Source organism: Escherichia sp. KTE172 (assembly GCF_000408845.1).
Lineage (GTDB): Bacteria > Pseudomonadota > Gammaproteobacteria > Enterobacterales > Enterobacteriaceae > Escherichia > Escherichia coli.
In genome coordinates this window covers 3,064,920-3,080,890 of sequence record NZ_KE137316.1, presented here as the reverse complement: position 1 = coordinate 3,080,890, position 15,971 = coordinate 3,064,920, and the positions used below count along the sequence as shown (strand labels likewise).

Genomic DNA, 15,971 nt, shown 5'->3' with positions numbered 1-15,971 from the left:
ATCAGGAGAAGTAGTTCAACAAAGTCGCAATTACCGTACGCTGATTGACGGGCGACAGGTTGTAGAACAGCGGCAGGCGCAGCAGGCGCTCACTCTCTTTGGTGGTGTAGCGATCTTCACCGTGGAACTCACCAAAGCGTTCCCCCGCAGGGCAACCGTGCAGCGGAATGTAATGGAACACCGCCATGATTTCCGCTTCTTTCAGAAAGTTAATCAACGCGCTCCGGTCATCAATATCCCGCAGTTTAATGTAGAACATATGCGCGTTCTGCACGCAGCCATCGGGAATCGACGGCAGCTCGATACGCCCGGCTTTCGCCAGAGGTGCTAACGCATCGTAGTAGTTTTGCCACAGCGCCAGACGTTGCTGATTGATACGATCTGCTGCTTCCAGTTGCGCCCACAGGTACGCAGCTTGCAGATCGGACATCAAATAGCTGGAGCCGATATCGCGCCAGGTATATTTATCGACCTGACCACGGAAGAACTGGCTGCGGTTTGTGCCTTTTTCACGGATGATCTCGGCTCGTTCGATCAACGCTTTATCGTTAATCAGCGTCGCGCCGCCTTCACCGCCCGCCGTGTAGTTTTTGGTTTCATGGAAGCTAAAGCAGCCAATATGACCAATGGTTCCCAGTGCACGCCCTTTGTAAGTGGACATCACGCCCTGAGCAGCATCTTCCACCACAAACAGATTATGCTTTTTCGCCAACGCCATAATGGTGTCCATTTCGCAGGCCACACCCGCGTAATGGACCGGCACGATAACGCGCGTTTTGTCGGTGATCGCTGCTTCAATCAACGTTTCGTCGATGTTCATGGTGTCCGGGCGAACATCCACAAAAACGATTTTTGCGCCACGCAGCACAAAGGCATTGGCAGTGGAGACAAAGGTGTAGCTCGGCATGATCACTTCATCGCCAGGCTGGATATCGAGCAGCAGCGCCGCCATCTCCAGCGAAGCGGTGCAGGACGGCGTCAGTAACACTTTGGCGCTGCCAAAACGTTGCTCCAGCCACTGCTGGCAGCGACGGGTAAAACCGCCATCGCCACACAGTTTGCCGCTACCCATTGCCGACTGCATATAGTCGAGTTCGGTTCCCACCACCGGCGGTGCGTTAAATGGAATCATGTGATCACCTGTATAACCAGTACGCGGTGCTTTCTACATTCGCACCACTTTGTATGTATCGTTTAAGCGCGGCGGTGTTGCCCATCTGGGTCGCCACCCGCAAAGTTATTTTACCGCGAGCATACGCCCAGTTTAGCGCCGTTTGCATAAGCTCAGCACCTGCACCGCGTCCAGCCAGCAGGCCAATTCGCGCATCTGTCGCATTGAGTTCCCGTAAAGAGACATAACCGCGAATATCGCCGGACGCCGCACGTAAAATCAGACATTGATGATCAAAGGTGCCGCGCACGGCATTTTCAATCCACTGTGCATAAAAGCGACCGCTGGCGTCAGGCGCATACCACGGCGCACGAAAACGGCTTTGCGCAAATGCGGCGCTGGCTAACTGACGTAATGCGGGAATATCGGTCTCTTGTGCCACTTCTGCGCCGCTATCACCGACATTGTTCACGGGTAGCGCCAAATCAACTTCACCTTCTACCAAGGAGAATCCCAGCTGTTGCAGGGCATCCAGTTCCCCCGTATTTGATGCCGCAATTTTGGCCTGCACCCGTGACCACGGCGCTAAAGCGTCTGACGTCAGGAGTGCCGCGTCAGGACTAATGCGCACAATGGCGCTGTTAACACCAAAGAAGGCGTTTTCCCAGGTTAGTGGCTCAATACTGGCGCGGACGGGCACGAAGTAACTCCAGCAGATATTGGCCGTAACCAGTTTTCGCCAGCGAGCTGGCGGCGCGCTTCACGCCTTCGTCATCAAGCCAGCCGTTACGCCAGGCGATCTCTTCCAGGCAGGCAATCTTAAAGCCCTGGCGTTTTTCCACCGTCTGTACAAAGGTGCTGGCTTCAATCAGGCTGTCGTGAGTGCCAGTGTCCAGCCAGGCAAATCCGCGCCCGAGCAGTTCAACGGTCAGGTTGCCCGCCTCGAGGTACATCTGGTTGATGGAGGTAATCTCCAGTTCACCACGCTCCGACGGCTTCACCTGCTTTGCGTACTCCACGACTTTACTGTCGTAGAAATAAAGTCCGGTCACCGCCCAGTTTGACTTCGGCTGTTTTGGCTTTTCTTCCAGCGAGATAGCGCGGAAATTGTCGTCAAACTCCACGACGCCAAAGCGTTCCGGATCCATCACCTGATAGCCAAATACCGTCGCGCCTTGCGTGCGCGCCGCAACATGACGCAGCTTCGGACTGAAGCCCTGACCGAAGAAGATGTTATCACCCAGCACCAGACAAGAAGGTTCACCGTTAAGGAAGGTTTCACCGATGATAAAGGCCTGCGCCAGACCGTCCGGACTGGGCTGTTCGGCGTATTCCAGCTGGATACCGAACTCACTACCATCGCCCAGCAGGCGCTGGAAATAACCTTTATCTTCCGGAGTAGTGATGATGAGAATTTCGCGGATACCGGCCAGCATCAGCACCGACAGCGGATAGTAAATCATTGGCTTATCGTAAATCGGCAACAGTTGCTTCGATACGCCGCGCGTAATCGGATGCAATCGGGTGCCGGAACCGCCCGCCAGGATAATACCTTTCATGTTTGCCTCCGCTGAAAATTAGCCTTTCAGACCTAAACGCTCGCCCTGATAGCTGCCGTCCTGCACCTGCTTCCACCAGCTTTCATTAGCCAGATACCACTGCACCGTTTTACGCATTCCACTTTCAAAGGTTTCCTGCGGCAGCCAGCCAAGTTCACGGGCAATTTTCGAAGCATCAATGGCATAACGCAGATCATGCCCCGGACGGTCAGCGACAAAGGTGATCAGGTCACGATAGTGCGCCACGCCGTGCGGCTTGTTCGGGGCAAGTTCTTCCAGCAACTCGCAAATGGTTTCCACAACATCGAGATTCTTACGCTCGTTGTGACCACCAATATTATAGGTTTCACCGACTTTCCCGGTGGTCGCCACGCAATACAGCGCGCGGGCGTGATCTTCAACATACAGCCAGTCACGGATTTGCTGCCCGTTGCCATATACCGGCAGCAGTTTACCCGCCAGCGCGTTGAGGATCATCAGCGGGATCAGTTTTTCCGGAAAGTGGTAAGGGCCGTAGTTATTCGAGCAATTGGTGATAAGCGTCGGCAGACCATAGGTCCGCAGCCAGGCGCGTACCAGATGGTCGCTGCTGGCTTTTGAAGCGGAATAAGGGCTGCTCGGCGCATACGGCGTGGTTTCGGTGAAGAAATCATCCGTCGAGTGCAGGTCACCATATACTTCGTCGGTAGAGATATGATGAAAACGGAACGCTGATTTTTTATCTTCCGTCAGCGCATTCCAGTAAGCCCGCGCCGCTTCAAGCAATGTATAAGTCCCGACAATGTTGGTTTCAATAAACGCTGCCGGGCCGTCAATAGAACGGTCAACATGGCTTTCGGCTGCCAGATGCATGACACAGTCTGGCTGATGCTCAGTGAATACGCGCGCCAGTTCTGCCCGATCGCAGATATCAACTTTCTCAAAGGCAAAGCGCTCGCTTTGCGCGACCGGTGCCAGCGACATCAGGTTTCCGGCGTAGGTCAGCTTATCGACCACTACCACCGCATCGCTCGTTTCGTTGATGATATAACGCACCAGCGCCGAGCCAATAAACCCGGCACCACCTGTTATCAGAATCTTTCTCATCAGCGCCAGACTCCTTTGGCATCGACGACATACTGCTGATGGACGTTGTCGCCATTGATAACTTTGAACTGACTATGATCGACCAGCATCACCAGCACATCTGCCGTTGCCAGCGCCTCGTCAAGCTGCGCCAGAGTACAAAGCCCGGTCAGTTTCTTCGGCAACTGGTGGATGTTAGGCTCAACAACCAGCGTTTCGCCGCTGTGCCACTGGGCGATCAGTTCAGCGATTTCCATCGCCGGGCTTTCGCGCAGGTCATCAATATTCGGTTTAAACGCCAGACCAAAGCAGGCGATTTTCAGTTCACTGGCGCGTTTATCGGTAGCCGCCAGGCAATCAGCCACCGCCGCTTTCACCTGATCGATAACCCAGAAAGGTTTGTGATCGTTCACTTCGCGCGCGGTACGGATAAGCCGCGCCTGCTGTGGGTTCTGTGCCACAATAAACCACGGATCAACAGCGATGCAGTGGCCGCCCACGCCAGGGCCAGGCTGAAGAATATTGACGCGAGGGTGACGATTCGCCAGGCGAATCAGTTCCCAGACGTTAATTCCCTGATCGGCACAAATCAGCGACAATTCATTAGCAAAAGCGATATTCACATCGCGGAAGCTGTTTTCGGTGAGCTTACACATTTCCGCCGTCCGCGAGTTAGTGACGACACACTCACCTTCGAGGAAAATCTTGTACAGTTCGCTGGCGCGGGCCGAGCAAACCGGCGTCATGCCGCCAATCACGCGATCGTTTTTAATCAGCTCGACCATTACCTGTCCCGGCAACACGCGTTCCGGGCAGTAGGCAATATTGACGTCAGCCTGCTCGCCCACCTGCTGTGGGAAAGTGAGATCTGGACGCATCTCTGCTAACCATTCTGCCATCTTCTCGGTTGACCCCACCGGCGAGGTGGATTCGAGGATCACCAACGCGCCTTTTTTCAGCACTGGCGCAATGGAGCGAGCAGCCGATTCAACGTAGGTCATATCTGGCTCATGATCGCCTTTAAACGGCGTGGGTACAGCAATCAGCCAGGCATCCGCTTCAACTGGCGTCGTGCTCGCTCGTAAAAAACCGCCTTCTACGGCAGTTTTTACTACGCTCGCCAAATCAGGCTCGACGATATGGATTTCGCCACGATTGATGGTATCAACCGCGTGTTGGTTGATATCGACACCAATCACCTGTTTTTGCCGTGAGGCAAACGCAGCTGCTGTAGGCAGCCCGATGTAACCCAGTCCGATAACAGAAATGGTCGCAAAACTCATAGTGATATCCGATTATTTTTTAACGCTTCCAGAATGCGAGAGCATGCCTGACCATCACCATACGGGTTATGGGCGCGGCTCATAGCTTGATATTCGTTTTCGTCTTTTAAAAGACGCGTCACTTCCTCGACGATTCGCTGCTTATCCGTGCCGACCAGACGTACCGTACCCGCCGTCACCGCTTCCGGACGCTCAGTGGTATCGCGCATTACCAGCACCGGTTTCCCCAGCGAAGGCGCTTCTTCCTGAATGCCGCCTGAGTCGGTCAAAATCAGCCAGGCGTGGTTCATCAGCCAGACAAACGGTAAATACTCCTGGGGATCGATCAGAATGACATTTTTCACGTGCCCCAGAATGCGATTGACCGGCTCTCTGACGTTCGGGTTGAGATGCACCGGATAGACAATCTGGATGTCCTGGTGCGTGGTGGCGATGTCTGCCAGCGCATGGCAGATTTCTTCAAAGCCACGACCGAAGCTCTCACGCCTGTGACCGGTCACCAGAATCATTTTTTTATTGGGGTCGATAAACGGGTAATTTGCCGCCAGTTCTGAACGCAGCGTATCGCTGCTCATCACCTGGTCACGCACCCATAACAGTGCATCAATAACTGTATTACCGGTAATGAAGATTCGGCTGTCAGCAACATTTTCACGCAGCAAGTTTTGCCGGGAAGTTTCGGTTGGAGAGAAGTGATACATCGCCAGATGCCCGGTCAATGTACGGTTAGCCTCTTCCGGCCACGGCGAATAGAGATCGCCCGTGCGTAAACCAGCCTCAACGTGACCAACAGGAATACGCTGATAAAACGCCGCCAGGCTGGTTGCCAGCGTTGTAGTAGTATCGCCGTGAACCAGCACGACGTCTGGTTTGAACTCGGCAAGAATTGGTTTTAGCCCTTCCAGAATCCGACAGGTTATCTCTGTCAGGCCCTGTCCTGGCTGCATTATGTTGAGATCGTAGTCAGGTACAATGGAAAAGAGTTTCAGCACCTGATCGAGCATCTCCCGATGCTGCGCAGTGACGCAAACTTTAGCCTCAAAAAAAGGATCTTTTGCCAACGCATGCACCAACGGAGCCATCTTGATGGCTTCCGGGCGCGTACCAAATACAGTCAGTACTTTCACATCGATTCTCTTCGAATAAGCGGCGAGCGCCTTTGCGCTCACCGCAGCAGTGTTGCTATTTCGAGCAACGGCGGGTTAATGCGACACCAGCCCCGATCAGCCCCCCGACAATGCCCCACATAATCATCAGGAAGGCACGACGTGGGCTATCGCGTTTTACCGGTTCTTCCGGCGTACGCAAATAGCGATAGGTCTGAAAACGCGGATCCAGGGTTGGACCAACATTCAGGGTGTTTAACATGGCCCGATTCTGATCATAGTCGAGATCAAAGGCCGGACCGACGGCCTGTAAATTTTCCAGTCGAGCCTGGAGCATTGGACGCCCAAGCAGGAACATTTCTGAATCAGGCAATTCCTCGGCAGGCACATCTGTCGCACTGCGCGAAATATTATGCTGCTCAGCAATTTTCAACGCCTGTTCAATACTGTTCATCCGGCGGTCGTAGATGGCTTTCGCCACCTCTTCCTGACGCTTTACCTGAGCTTTCATCTGGATGGTGCGCGCCGCCCATGCACCTTTCAGCTCATCATTCAGATGGCTGGCTGCACGCTGGCTGGCAAAAGCAACATACTGACGTAACAGGTTATTAGCGTCAGGCGCGGTTTCGGCAATCAGCTTCACGCTGTCATTGACCGCGCGGGTAAAGTCTCCGGGGATAAACTGGATGTTGTTAATCATTTCATCCAGCAACGCCGCATCGGCTTTGCTGTTGCCCACCATCCGCTGCTTGTAATAGTCGGTTTGCAGCCAGAACTCTCTGCGGGTATCCCACGAGGCCAGTTGCATAACAAACTCTTTATAGGCTTCGTCCATGACCGATGGTTGGTCGGCAGAAGCCATGTTTGAACGGACATCCAGGTTACGCAAAAATTGCTGCTGTGAGTAATATCCCCCCAGCATATTCACCGTTGGACGATCGGTAATCGCCGTCGAGCTCCACTCCTGACGAGCAAAAAAAGTATACGCCAGCGCGATTAACGCAAACGCCAGTCCCATGCCAATAATCCACAGCTTCCCAGCCCACAAGGTACGAAACAACCCACGAATATCCAGTTCATTTTCAGCGTCTTCGGCCGGTTTCCCAGGCATTGGTTGTGTCATCACATCCTCATTTATTTGGTTAAATTGGGGCTGCCACCACGATTTCTACGCAGTCTGCGTTTTACGCGCTTAATAAAGCGAGCAACTTTCCAGGCACGCTTAATGCAATATCCATAAAGGAAGAATGCTAGCAAAAAGAGCACCAGCATGACCCACTCCGGGACAAAATGAGAATATTCTGCCAGCACCCCAATGGAGGCGAGCAGAGCTGCGGCAAGGGTAATCAGCACAAACGCCTGGCGGGAAGTAAACCCGGCACGCATGATCAAATGGTGAATATGCTGGCGATCAGGAGAGAACGGACTCATGCCTTTACGCAGGCGACGGTACATAATCGCCACCATATCCATTAGCGGAATGGCGATTATCCACAAAGCGGTAACCGGGCTGATGGGATGGGTTTTGCCCTGGGTCGTTTCGAGCAGGATCCAGATAACGGTAAAACCAATCAGCGTACTGCCCGCATCACCCATAAAGACTTTGTAGCGGCGACCCAGGATACCAAGGTTAAGCATGATGTATGGCAGGATGGCGGCGATCATCGCAAAACACCAGATTGCAAGGCTGGTTTGCCCGTCGAACCACAAAATCATACCGATTGCTGCAAACGAGACGCAGGACAACCCGCCCAGCAAGCCATCAATGCCATCAACCATGTTGAACGCATTAATGGCCGCCCAGACGGCAAATAGCGTCAGGAAGTAACCAAACGGTCCGAGCACCATCTCCCAGGAGCCAAAGATATAACCCAGGCTACTGAGATAAAGGTTGCCAAACACCATCATAACAATGCCAACAGCAGCCTGTATGGTGGCACGGATTTTTACGCTGATATCAAAACGGTCATCCAGCGCACCGATAAACACCAGTACACCGGCACAAGCGAGATAGAGAGATGCATGCGGAATATAGTAATCGACAATTCCGAACGTGAAGCAAATCCCTGCGTAAACCGAAATACCCCCAACGAGTGGTATCAACCCCTGGTGACGTTTGCGGAAGTTAGGTTTATCCACTAAACCGACTTTTTTTGCCACCTTACGGGCAAAAAACAGAAACAGTGTCGTGAATAAAAAAATACTGATGAGATCAGTACTCACTGTCAGTAAATTCACAATGCATGCTCTCAGAGAAAATTATTAGCAGAAGTATAACCACGAAGACCTTTATTCAGAAGGGAAAGTCCGTTCCGAACCCACCAGTCCTGTGCAAAAATTAACCATTTGATATGCAAATTGCATAACACACCAGCAAAATCCAGGAATTTTCCTAACATTGCCAGCGCGGCATTAAGATTACAGATATAAAAGCAAAACGCCACGTAAACACGTGGCGTTTTTGGCATAAGACAAATTTATGAGCGTTTCATCATTTCGAAGAAATCGTCATTGGTCTTGGTCATTGCCAGTTTATTAATGAGGAATTCCATTGCATCGATTTCGCCCATCGGGTGAATGATTTTGCGCAGGATCCACATTTTCTGCAGTTCTTCCTGAGTAGTGAGCAGCTCTTCTTTACGGGTACCGGAACGGTTGTAGTCGATTGCCGGGAAGACGCGTTTTTCAGCGATCTTACGAGAGAGGTGCAGTTCCATGTTGCCTGTACCTTTAAACTCTTCGTAGATAACTTCGTCCATCTTGGAACCGGTATCGATAAGCGCGGTAGCGATGATGGTCAGGCTGCCGCCCTCTTCCACGTTACGCGCCGCACCGAAGAAGCGTTTCGGACGATGCAGGGCGTTGGCATCCACACCACCGGTCAGCACTTTACCTGACGCCGGAACAACGGTGTTGTAAGCGCGCGCCAGACGAGTGATGGAGTCGAGCAGGATGATAACGTCTTTCTTGTGCTCAACCAGGCGTTTCGCCTTCTCGATCACCATTTCCGCAACCTGAACGTGGCGAGATGCTGGTTCGTCAAAGGTAGAAGCAACAACTTCACCTTTTACCAGACGCTGCATCTCGGTTACTTCTTCCGGACGTTCGTCGATCAGCAGAACCATCAGCACACAATCCGGGTGGTTGTAAGCAATGCTCTGAGCAATGTTCTGCAGCAGCATGGTTTTACCGGCTTTCGGCGGTGCCACAATCAGACCTCGCTGACCACGACCGATAGGTGATGCCAGATCCAGTACGCGAGCGGTTAAATCTTCAGTAGAACCGTTACCACGTTCCATACGCAGACGAGAGTTTGCGTGCAGCGGGGTTAAGTTCTCAAAGAGGATTTTGTTGCGGGCGTTTTCAGGTTTGTCGAAGTTAACTTCGTTAACTTTCAGCAGCGCAAAATAGCGTTCACCTTCTTTCGGCGGGCGAATCTTACCAGAGATGGTATCACCAGTGCGGAGGTTGAAACGGCGGATTTGGCTAGGGGAAACGTAGATGTCATCAGGACCGGCGAGGTAGGAGCTGTCTGCGGAACGGAGGAAACCAAATCCATCCTGCAATATCTCCAGTACACCATCACCAAAGATATCTTCGCCACTCTTTGCGTGCTGCTTCAGGATGGCAAAAATAATGTCCTGCTTACGCATACGAGCCAGGTTTTCCAGCCCCATATTTTCGCCGAGAGTGATCAGCTCAGAAACCGGCGTATTCTTTAATTCGGTAAGATTCATAGTGGTGTGAGTTCTTAAACTTGGGGTAAATCTCGAACTTAATGTTGTGAATGGTATGGCAGGATCATCCATGCCTGTTTACGGTCATCGACTCATGTCTTTTCGCTGTCTGGTCACAGGAGAGTACGCAGAACTGAAACGACAAGACGGATTGAGTGACGAGCCAGAAATCTGTTCACTTCGCATTTAAGATAAAACGGGAAGCGTTGGAAATTACAAGATTCAAACTTAATAAGGTATGTTTAATACGAAGTCAACACTAAGTTAGCATGACTCACGCCGGGCGTCCAGTTTTTAGCGACGGGGCACCCGAACATGAAATTCCCTTACGCCAGGTTAGCGTCGAGGAACTCTTTCAACTGACCTTTAGACAGTGCGCCCACTTTGGTTGCCGCCACTTCACCGTTTTTGAACAGCAGCAGAGTCGGGATACCACGGATACCATATTTCGGCGCAGTGCCAGGGTTTTGATCGATGTTCAGTTTTGCAACGGTCAGTTTGCCCTGATATTCGTCAGCGATTTCATCCAGAATCGGGGCGATCATTTTGCACGGACCGCACCACTCTGCCCAGAAATCGACGAGGATCGCCCCGTCCGCTTTGAGTACATCCGTGTCAAAACTGTCGTCAGTCAGGTGAATAATTTTATCGCTCATATATAACTCCACAGGAATAAGCCTGGCGTGTTGGTTTAGTTGTTGGTGTAACATTAACCAACTAAAGGTTGACTTTATTTCACCGGATACGCTTTCGTAAAGCAATAGTAAGCTGATATTCTACCACACTATGAGCAAAACACATTTAACAGAACAGAAGTTTTCCGACTTCGCCCTGCATCCGAAGGTTGTAGAAGCCCTTGAAAAAAAAGGGTTTCATAACTGTACGCCCATTCAGGCACTGGCCCTTCCGCTGACGCTGGCGGGTCGTGACGTAGCCGGGCAGGCGCAAACCGGTACCGGGAAAACGATGGCGTTTCTTACGTCAACGTTTCATTATCTTCTCTCTCATCCCGCGATTGCCGATCGCAAGGTGAATCAACCGCGTGCCTTAATTATGGCACCGACGCGTGAACTTGCCGTGCAGATCCACGCCGACGCGGAACCGCTGGCGGAAGCTACCGGCCTGAAGCTGGGTCTGGCTTACGGTGGTGATGGCTACGACAAACAGCTGAAAGTGCTGGAAAGCGGCGTTGACATTCTGATTGGCACCACGGGGCGTTTAATTGACTACGCCAAGCAGAACCACATTAACCTCGGTGCCATTCAGGTAGTGGTACTGGACGAAGCCGATCGTATGTACGATCTGGGCTTTATTAAAGATATCCGCTGGCTGTTCCGCCGTATGCCGCCTGCAAACCAGCGCCTCAACATGCTGTTCTCCGCCACGCTTTCGTACCGGGTACGTGAACTGGCGTTCGAGCAGATGAACAATGCCGAATATATTGAAGTGGAACCGGAACAGAAAACGGGCCACCGTATTAAAGAAGAGCTTTTCTACCCTTCTAACGAAGAAAAAATGCGTTTGCTGCAAACGCTGATCGAAGAAGAATGGCCAGACAGAGCGATTATTTTCGCCAACACCAAACACCGTTGTGAAGAGATCTGGGGCCACCTGGCGGCAGATGGTCATCGTGTCGGTTTGTTGACAGGCGATGTCGCGCAGAAAAAACGTCTGCGTATTCTTGATGAATTTACCCGTGGGGATCTGGATATTCTGGTTGCCACCGACGTTGCCGCGCGTGGTCTGCATATCCCGGCTGTGACGCACGTCTTTAACTACGATTTACCCGATGACTGTGAAGATTACGTTCACCGTATTGGTCGTACAGGTCGTGCAGGCGCAAGTGGTCATTCCATCAGCCTGGCGTGTGAAGAGTATGCATTGAATTTGCCTGCTATTGAGACCTATATTGGTCACTCAATTCCGGTAAGCAAATACAATCCGGACGCATTGATGACCGATCTGCCAAAACCGCTGCGCCTCACGCGCCCGCGCACAGGCAATGGTCCGCGTCGTACTGGCACTCCGCGTAATCGTCGTCGTTCAGGTTAAATAAAAAATGTCATACTCCAAATCATTCAAGCTGTATCAAGATGGCAAGAGAATGAATCCCGATGAGTTTACTGTAGTAAGTGATTCAGGTGAAAGAATGCAGCCAACGCAGAGACAGATTGAAGGATGAAGAGTATGGGTTCCACCTCGTCGCTGTATGCAGCCATTGATCTCGGTTCGAATAGTTTTCATATGCTGGTTGTGCGCGAGGTGGCTGGAAGCATCCAGACGCTGACGCGAATTAAACGCAAAGTGCGTCTGGCTGCTGGCCTGAACAGCGAAAATGCCCTCTCTAATGAAGCAATGGAGCGCGGTTGGCAATGTTTGCGCCTGTTTGCTGAACGTCTGCAAGATATCCCTCCCTCGCAAATTCGCGTTGTCGCTACGGCGACATTACGACTAGCCGTCAATGCGGGTGATTTTATCGCCAAAGCACAGGAAATCCTTGGCTGCCCGGTACAAGTCATCAGCGGTGAAGAAGAAGCCCGCCTGATTTATCAGGGGGTGGCCCACACAACAGGCGGTGCCGATCAGCGCCTGGTGGTGGATATAGGCGGTGCCAGTACTGAACTGGTAACCGGCACGGGTGCACAAACCACCTCGTTGTTCAGCCTGTCGATGGGCTGCGTCACCTGGCTGGAACGCTATTTTGCCGATCGTAATCTGGCGCAGGAAAATTTTGATGCTGCAGAAAAAGCGGCACGCGAAGTGTTACGTCCGGTTGCCGATGAATTACGGTATCACGGCTGGAAAGTGTGCGTTGGCGCTTCCGGCACCGTGCAGGCGTTACAGGAAATCATGATGGCACAGGGGATGGATGAACGCATTACCCTAGAAAAGTTGCAGCAACTGAAACAGCGAGCCATTCATTGCGGTCGGCTGGAGGAACTGGAGATTGACGGGCTGACGCTGGAACGTGCGTTAGTGTTCCCGAGTGGTCTGGCAATCCTGATAGCCATTTTTACCGAACTGAATATTCAGTGTATGACCCTGGCAGGTGGTGCGCTGCGTGAAGGCCTGGTCTACGGCATGTTGCATCTGACCGTCGAGCAGGATATTCGCAGCCGTACGCTGCGTAATATTCAGCGCCGCTTTATGATCGATATTGATCAGGCACAGCGCGTAGCCAAAGTTGCGGCTAACTTCTTCGATCAGGTGAAAAACGAATGGCATCTTGAAGCAATAAGCCGCGATTTGCTCATCAGCGCCTGCCAGCTTCATGAAATCGGCCTGAGCGTTGACTTCAAACAAGCGCCGCAACACGCTGCTTATCTGGTACGTAATCTGGATCTTCCCGGTTTTACCCCCGCACAGAAAAAACTGCTGGCGACGCTACTGCTCAACCAGACGAATCCGGTCGATCTCTCATCGCTGCATCAGCAAAACGCCGTACCGCCGCGCGTCGCAGAACAACTCTGCCGTTTACTACGCCTGGCCATCATTTTTGCCAGCCGTCGCCGTGACGATCTCGTGCCAGAGATGACATTACAGGCTAACCATGAACTGTTGACCTTGACGCTTCCGCAAGGTTGGCTAACCCAACATCCGCTGGGTAAAGAGATTATTGCTCAGGAAAGCCAGTGGCAGAGCTATGTCCACTGGCCGCTGGAAGTGCATTAATGAGTAAGTGCCGGATGCGATGCTGACGCATCTTTTCCGGCCTTGATTATTTCCCTCGTTTTGCCGCCATCATCGCTTTCAGATTCGCCAGATGGCTTTGCCCTTTCTGCATCCGTTCTTCGGCGCTCACCACTTTGCGCTCCTGTTCCCAAATCAGATCATCCTGCGGCAGCTCCAGCAAAAAGCGGCTCGGCTCCGGGCGCACTAGTTCGCCGTACTGACGGCGTTCTTTACACAGCGTAAAGGTCAATTCCTTCTGGGCGCGAGTAATGCCGACATAGGCCAGCCGCCGCTCCTCATCGATATTATCTTCATCGATGCTGCTCTGGTGCGGCAAAAAACCTTCTTCCATACCGACCATGTAGACATAAGGAAACTCCAGCCCTTTCGACGCGTGGAGAGTCATCAGTTGCACCTGATCCAGCTCTTCCTCGCTCTCGCCGCGCTCCATCATGTCGCGCAAAGTAAAGCGCGTCACCACCTGGGTGAGCGTCATCGGCTCATCCAGTTCGCTGCCTTCCAGCATCTCCGTCATCCAGCTAAACAGTTGGTTGACGTTCTTCATGCGCATTTCGGCGGCTTTCGGGCTGGGCGATGTTTCGTACAGCCAGGATTCATAATCCATGCCATGGATTAGATCACGCACCGCAGCAATCGGCTCCCGCTCCGCCAGGCGCTGGATTTCTGCCAACCAGTGAGTGAAGCGGGTCAATGCTTCATAACCACGTCCGCTAAGCGTCTGACTCAGGCCCATATCAAAGCTGGCGGTAAACATGCTTTTATTGCGCGTCATCGCCCACTCACCCAGCTTTTTCAGCGTAGCCGGGCCAATCTCTCGCTTCGGCGTGTTAACGATACGCAGAAATGCGCTGTCATCGTCCGGGTTAGTCAGCACGCGCAGATAAGCCAGCAAATCCTTGATTTCAGGACGAGAGAAAAACGACGTACCACCAGAAATTTTGTACGGGATGCGGTTTTGCATCAGGAATTTTTCAAACACCCGCGACTGATGGTTGCCGCGATAAAGAATGGCGTAATCTTTGTACTGCGTTTTATTGACGAAGTGATGCGCGATCAGCTCGCCGGTGACGCGCTCGGCTTCATGTTCTTCGTTATTCGCGCTTAAAACTTTTAGCTCCGCGCCATAGCCCAGTTCGGAGAACAGACGCTTTTCAAAGACGTGCGGGTTATTGGCGATCAGGATATTCGCCGCTTTCAGAATACGTCCGGAAGAGCGGTAGTTCTGCTCAAGCTTAATCACCTTCAGTGCCGGGAAATCCTGACTCAACAGCACCAGGTTTTGCGGACGTGCACCGCGCCAGGAGTAGATCGACTGGTCGTCATCGCCAACTACGGTAAAGCGCGCGCGGCTGCCCACCAGCAGTTTCACCAGTTCATACTGGCTGGTGTTGGTGTCCTGATACTCATCCACCAGCAGGTAGCGAATTTTGTTCTGCCAGCGTTCGCGTACTTCTTCATTGCGTTGCAGCAGCAACGTCGGCAATAAAATCAGGTCATCGAAGTCGAGAACGTTACAGGCTTTCAGGTGTGCATCATACAGCCCATAACAATGGGCAAAAATACGATCCCGCTCGCCCTTTGCCTCTGCCGCCGCCTGCGCCGGAGTTTTGAGATCGTTCTTCCAGTTGGAGATGGTCGAAATCAGCTGTTGCAGGAGAACTTTGTCATCTTCAATCAGCCCCTCGGTCAGCTCTTTAAGCAAAGCAAGCTGATCGGTATCGTCAAACAACGAGAAGTTTGCTTTCATCCCAAGCGCCGCATACTCGCGTTTGATGATATCCAGCCCCAGCGTGTGGAAGGTGGAGATCATCAGCCCACGCGCCTCTTTGCGACCCAGCGTCTGCCCGACACGCTCTTTCATCTCGCGCGCCGCCTTATTGGTAAAGGTCACCGCCGCGATATGTCGCGCCTGATAACCGCAACCGCGGATCAGATGGGCGATTTTATTGGTGATAACACGAGTTTTACCGGAACCCGCGCCCGCCAGCACTAGGCAGGGGCCGGTAACGAATTCGACAGCTTGTTGTTGGCCGGGGTTTAGACGCATAGGAAAATCGCTCAATGAAAGTCGGGAGGGGAAAATAACAGCGTGGTAGTATAGCCAGCCTCATCCTTACCACTCAAGGCACGATCATGGCAAAAACAGCAGCAGCACTGCATATCCTTGTAAAAGAAGAGAAACTGGCTCTGGATCTTCTGGAGCAGATTAAGAACGGTGCCGATTTCGGCAAGCTGGCGAAGAAACACTCCATTTGCCCATCAGGCAAACGCGGCGGCGATTTAGGTGAATTCCGCCAGGGTCAGATGGTTCCGGCGTTCGATAAAGTTGTGTTCTCTTGTCCGGTACTGGAGCCGACTGGCCCGCTGCATACCCAGTTCGGTTACCACATCATTAAGGTGCTTTACCGTAACTAACA

At 52.3% G+C, this 15,971-nt stretch carries 15 protein-coding genes; 3 read left to right on the top strand and 12 right to left on the bottom strand.

What is annotated here, in order from left to right; translation table 11 throughout:
- Position 1 precedes the first annotated feature (1 nt).
- The 11 genes from rffA to trxA form a co-directional block, all read right to left on the bottom strand.
- On the bottom strand, positions 2-1,132 hold the full coding sequence (rffA, locus tag G434_RS09310) for a dTDP-4-amino-4,6-dideoxygalactose transaminase (RefSeq protein ID WP_000612044.1): 1,131 nt from the start codon (positions 1,130-1,132) through the stop codon (positions 2-4).
- Between the two features lie 4 nt (positions 1,133-1,136).
- On the bottom strand, positions 1,137-1,811 hold the full coding sequence (rffC, locus tag G434_RS09315; RefSeq protein WP_001145170.1) for a dTDP-4-amino-4,6-dideoxy-D-galactose acyltransferase: 675 nt from the start codon (positions 1,809-1,811) through the stop codon (positions 1,137-1,139).
- Positions 1,789-2,670: a glucose-1-phosphate thymidylyltransferase RfbA gene (rfbA, locus tag G434_RS09320; RefSeq protein ID WP_000676063.1), complete on the bottom strand. Its 882-nt coding sequence runs from the start codon at positions 2,668-2,670 to the stop codon at positions 1,789-1,791. The genes rffC and rfbA overlap by 23 nt, the downstream gene beginning before the upstream one ends.
- An 18-nt stretch (positions 2,671-2,688) precedes the next feature.
- Complete coding sequence (gene rffG, locus G434_RS09325) at positions 2,689-3,756, bottom strand: dTDP-glucose 4,6-dehydratase (RefSeq protein ID WP_001226594.1); 1,068 nt, start codon at positions 3,754-3,756, stop codon at positions 2,689-2,691.
- Positions 3,756-5,018: a UDP-N-acetyl-D-mannosamine dehydrogenase gene (wecC, locus tag G434_RS09330; RefSeq protein WP_000006621.1), complete on the bottom strand. Its 1,263-nt coding sequence runs from the start codon at positions 5,016-5,018 to the stop codon at positions 3,756-3,758. The genes rffG and wecC overlap by 1 nt, the downstream gene beginning before the upstream one ends.
- Positions 5,015-6,145, bottom strand: coding sequence for a non-hydrolyzing UDP-N-acetylglucosamine 2-epimerase (gene wecB, locus G434_RS09335; protein WP_001306792.1), 1,131 nt, complete (start codon positions 6,143-6,145; stop codon positions 5,015-5,017). Before wecB ends, wecC begins: the two co-directional genes overlap by 4 nt.
- Positions 6,146-6,200: 55 nt before the next feature.
- On the bottom strand, positions 6,201-7,247 hold the full coding sequence (gene wzzE, locus G434_RS09340) for an ECA polysaccharide chain length modulation protein (protein ID WP_001295256.1): 1,047 nt from the start codon (positions 7,245-7,247) through the stop codon (positions 6,201-6,203).
- An 11-nt stretch (positions 7,248-7,258) separates the two neighbouring features.
- The gene (gene wecA, locus G434_RS09345; RefSeq protein WP_001050971.1) at positions 7,259-8,362 is read right to left on the bottom strand and encodes a UDP-N-acetylglucosamine--undecaprenyl-phosphate N-acetylglucosaminephosphotransferase; all 1,104 of its coding nucleotides are present in this window, start codon (positions 8,360-8,362) and stop codon (positions 7,259-7,261) included.
- Positions 8,363-8,601: 239 nt separating this feature from the next.
- Entirely contained in the window at positions 8,602-9,861 is a 1,260-nt protein-coding gene (rho, locus tag G434_RS09355; protein ID WP_001054527.1) for a transcription termination factor Rho, read from the bottom strand.
- Positions 9,862-9,945: 84 nt separating this feature from the next.
- Positions 9,946-10,047 (bottom strand): rho operon leader peptide RhoL, encoded by a 102-nt coding sequence (rhoL, locus tag G434_RS0125650; protein ID WP_001295255.1) that lies wholly within the window; start codon positions 10,045-10,047, stop codon positions 9,946-9,948.
- 140 nt (positions 10,048-10,187) lie between these two features.
- The gene (trxA, locus tag G434_RS09360) at positions 10,188-10,517 is read right to left on the bottom strand and encodes a thioredoxin TrxA (RefSeq protein WP_001280776.1); all 330 of its coding nucleotides are present in this window, start codon (positions 10,515-10,517) and stop codon (positions 10,188-10,190) included.
- Positions 10,518-10,647: 130 nt separating this feature from the next.
- Here trxA and rhlB point away from each other — a divergent pair, with 130 nt between their 5' ends.
- Both rhlB and gppA read left to right on the top strand, forming a co-directional pair.
- On the top strand, positions 10,648-11,913 hold the full coding sequence (rhlB, locus tag G434_RS09365; protein ID WP_000047500.1) for an ATP-dependent RNA helicase RhlB: 1,266 nt from the start codon (positions 10,648-10,650) through the stop codon (positions 11,911-11,913).
- Between the two features lie 135 nt (positions 11,914-12,048).
- The gene (gene gppA, locus G434_RS09370; protein ID WP_001309088.1) at positions 12,049-13,533 is read left to right on the top strand and encodes a guanosine-5'-triphosphate,3'-diphosphate diphosphatase; all 1,485 of its coding nucleotides are present in this window, start codon (positions 12,049-12,051) and stop codon (positions 13,531-13,533) included.
- 46 nt (positions 13,534-13,579) lie between these two features.
- Here gppA and rep read toward each other — a convergent pair whose 3' ends face one another.
- A complete protein-coding gene (rep, locus tag G434_RS09375) occupies positions 13,580-15,601 on the bottom strand; it encodes a DNA helicase Rep (RefSeq protein WP_001238867.1) in 2,022 nt (673 codons plus the stop codon).
- 86 nt (positions 15,602-15,687) lie between these two features.
- On the opposite strand from rep, the gene ppiC reads away from it, so the two are divergent.
- Complete coding sequence (gene ppiC, locus G434_RS09380; protein ID WP_001140251.1) at positions 15,688-15,969, top strand: peptidylprolyl isomerase PpiC; 282 nt, start codon at positions 15,688-15,690, stop codon at positions 15,967-15,969.
- Positions 15,970-15,971 lie beyond the last annotated feature (2 nt).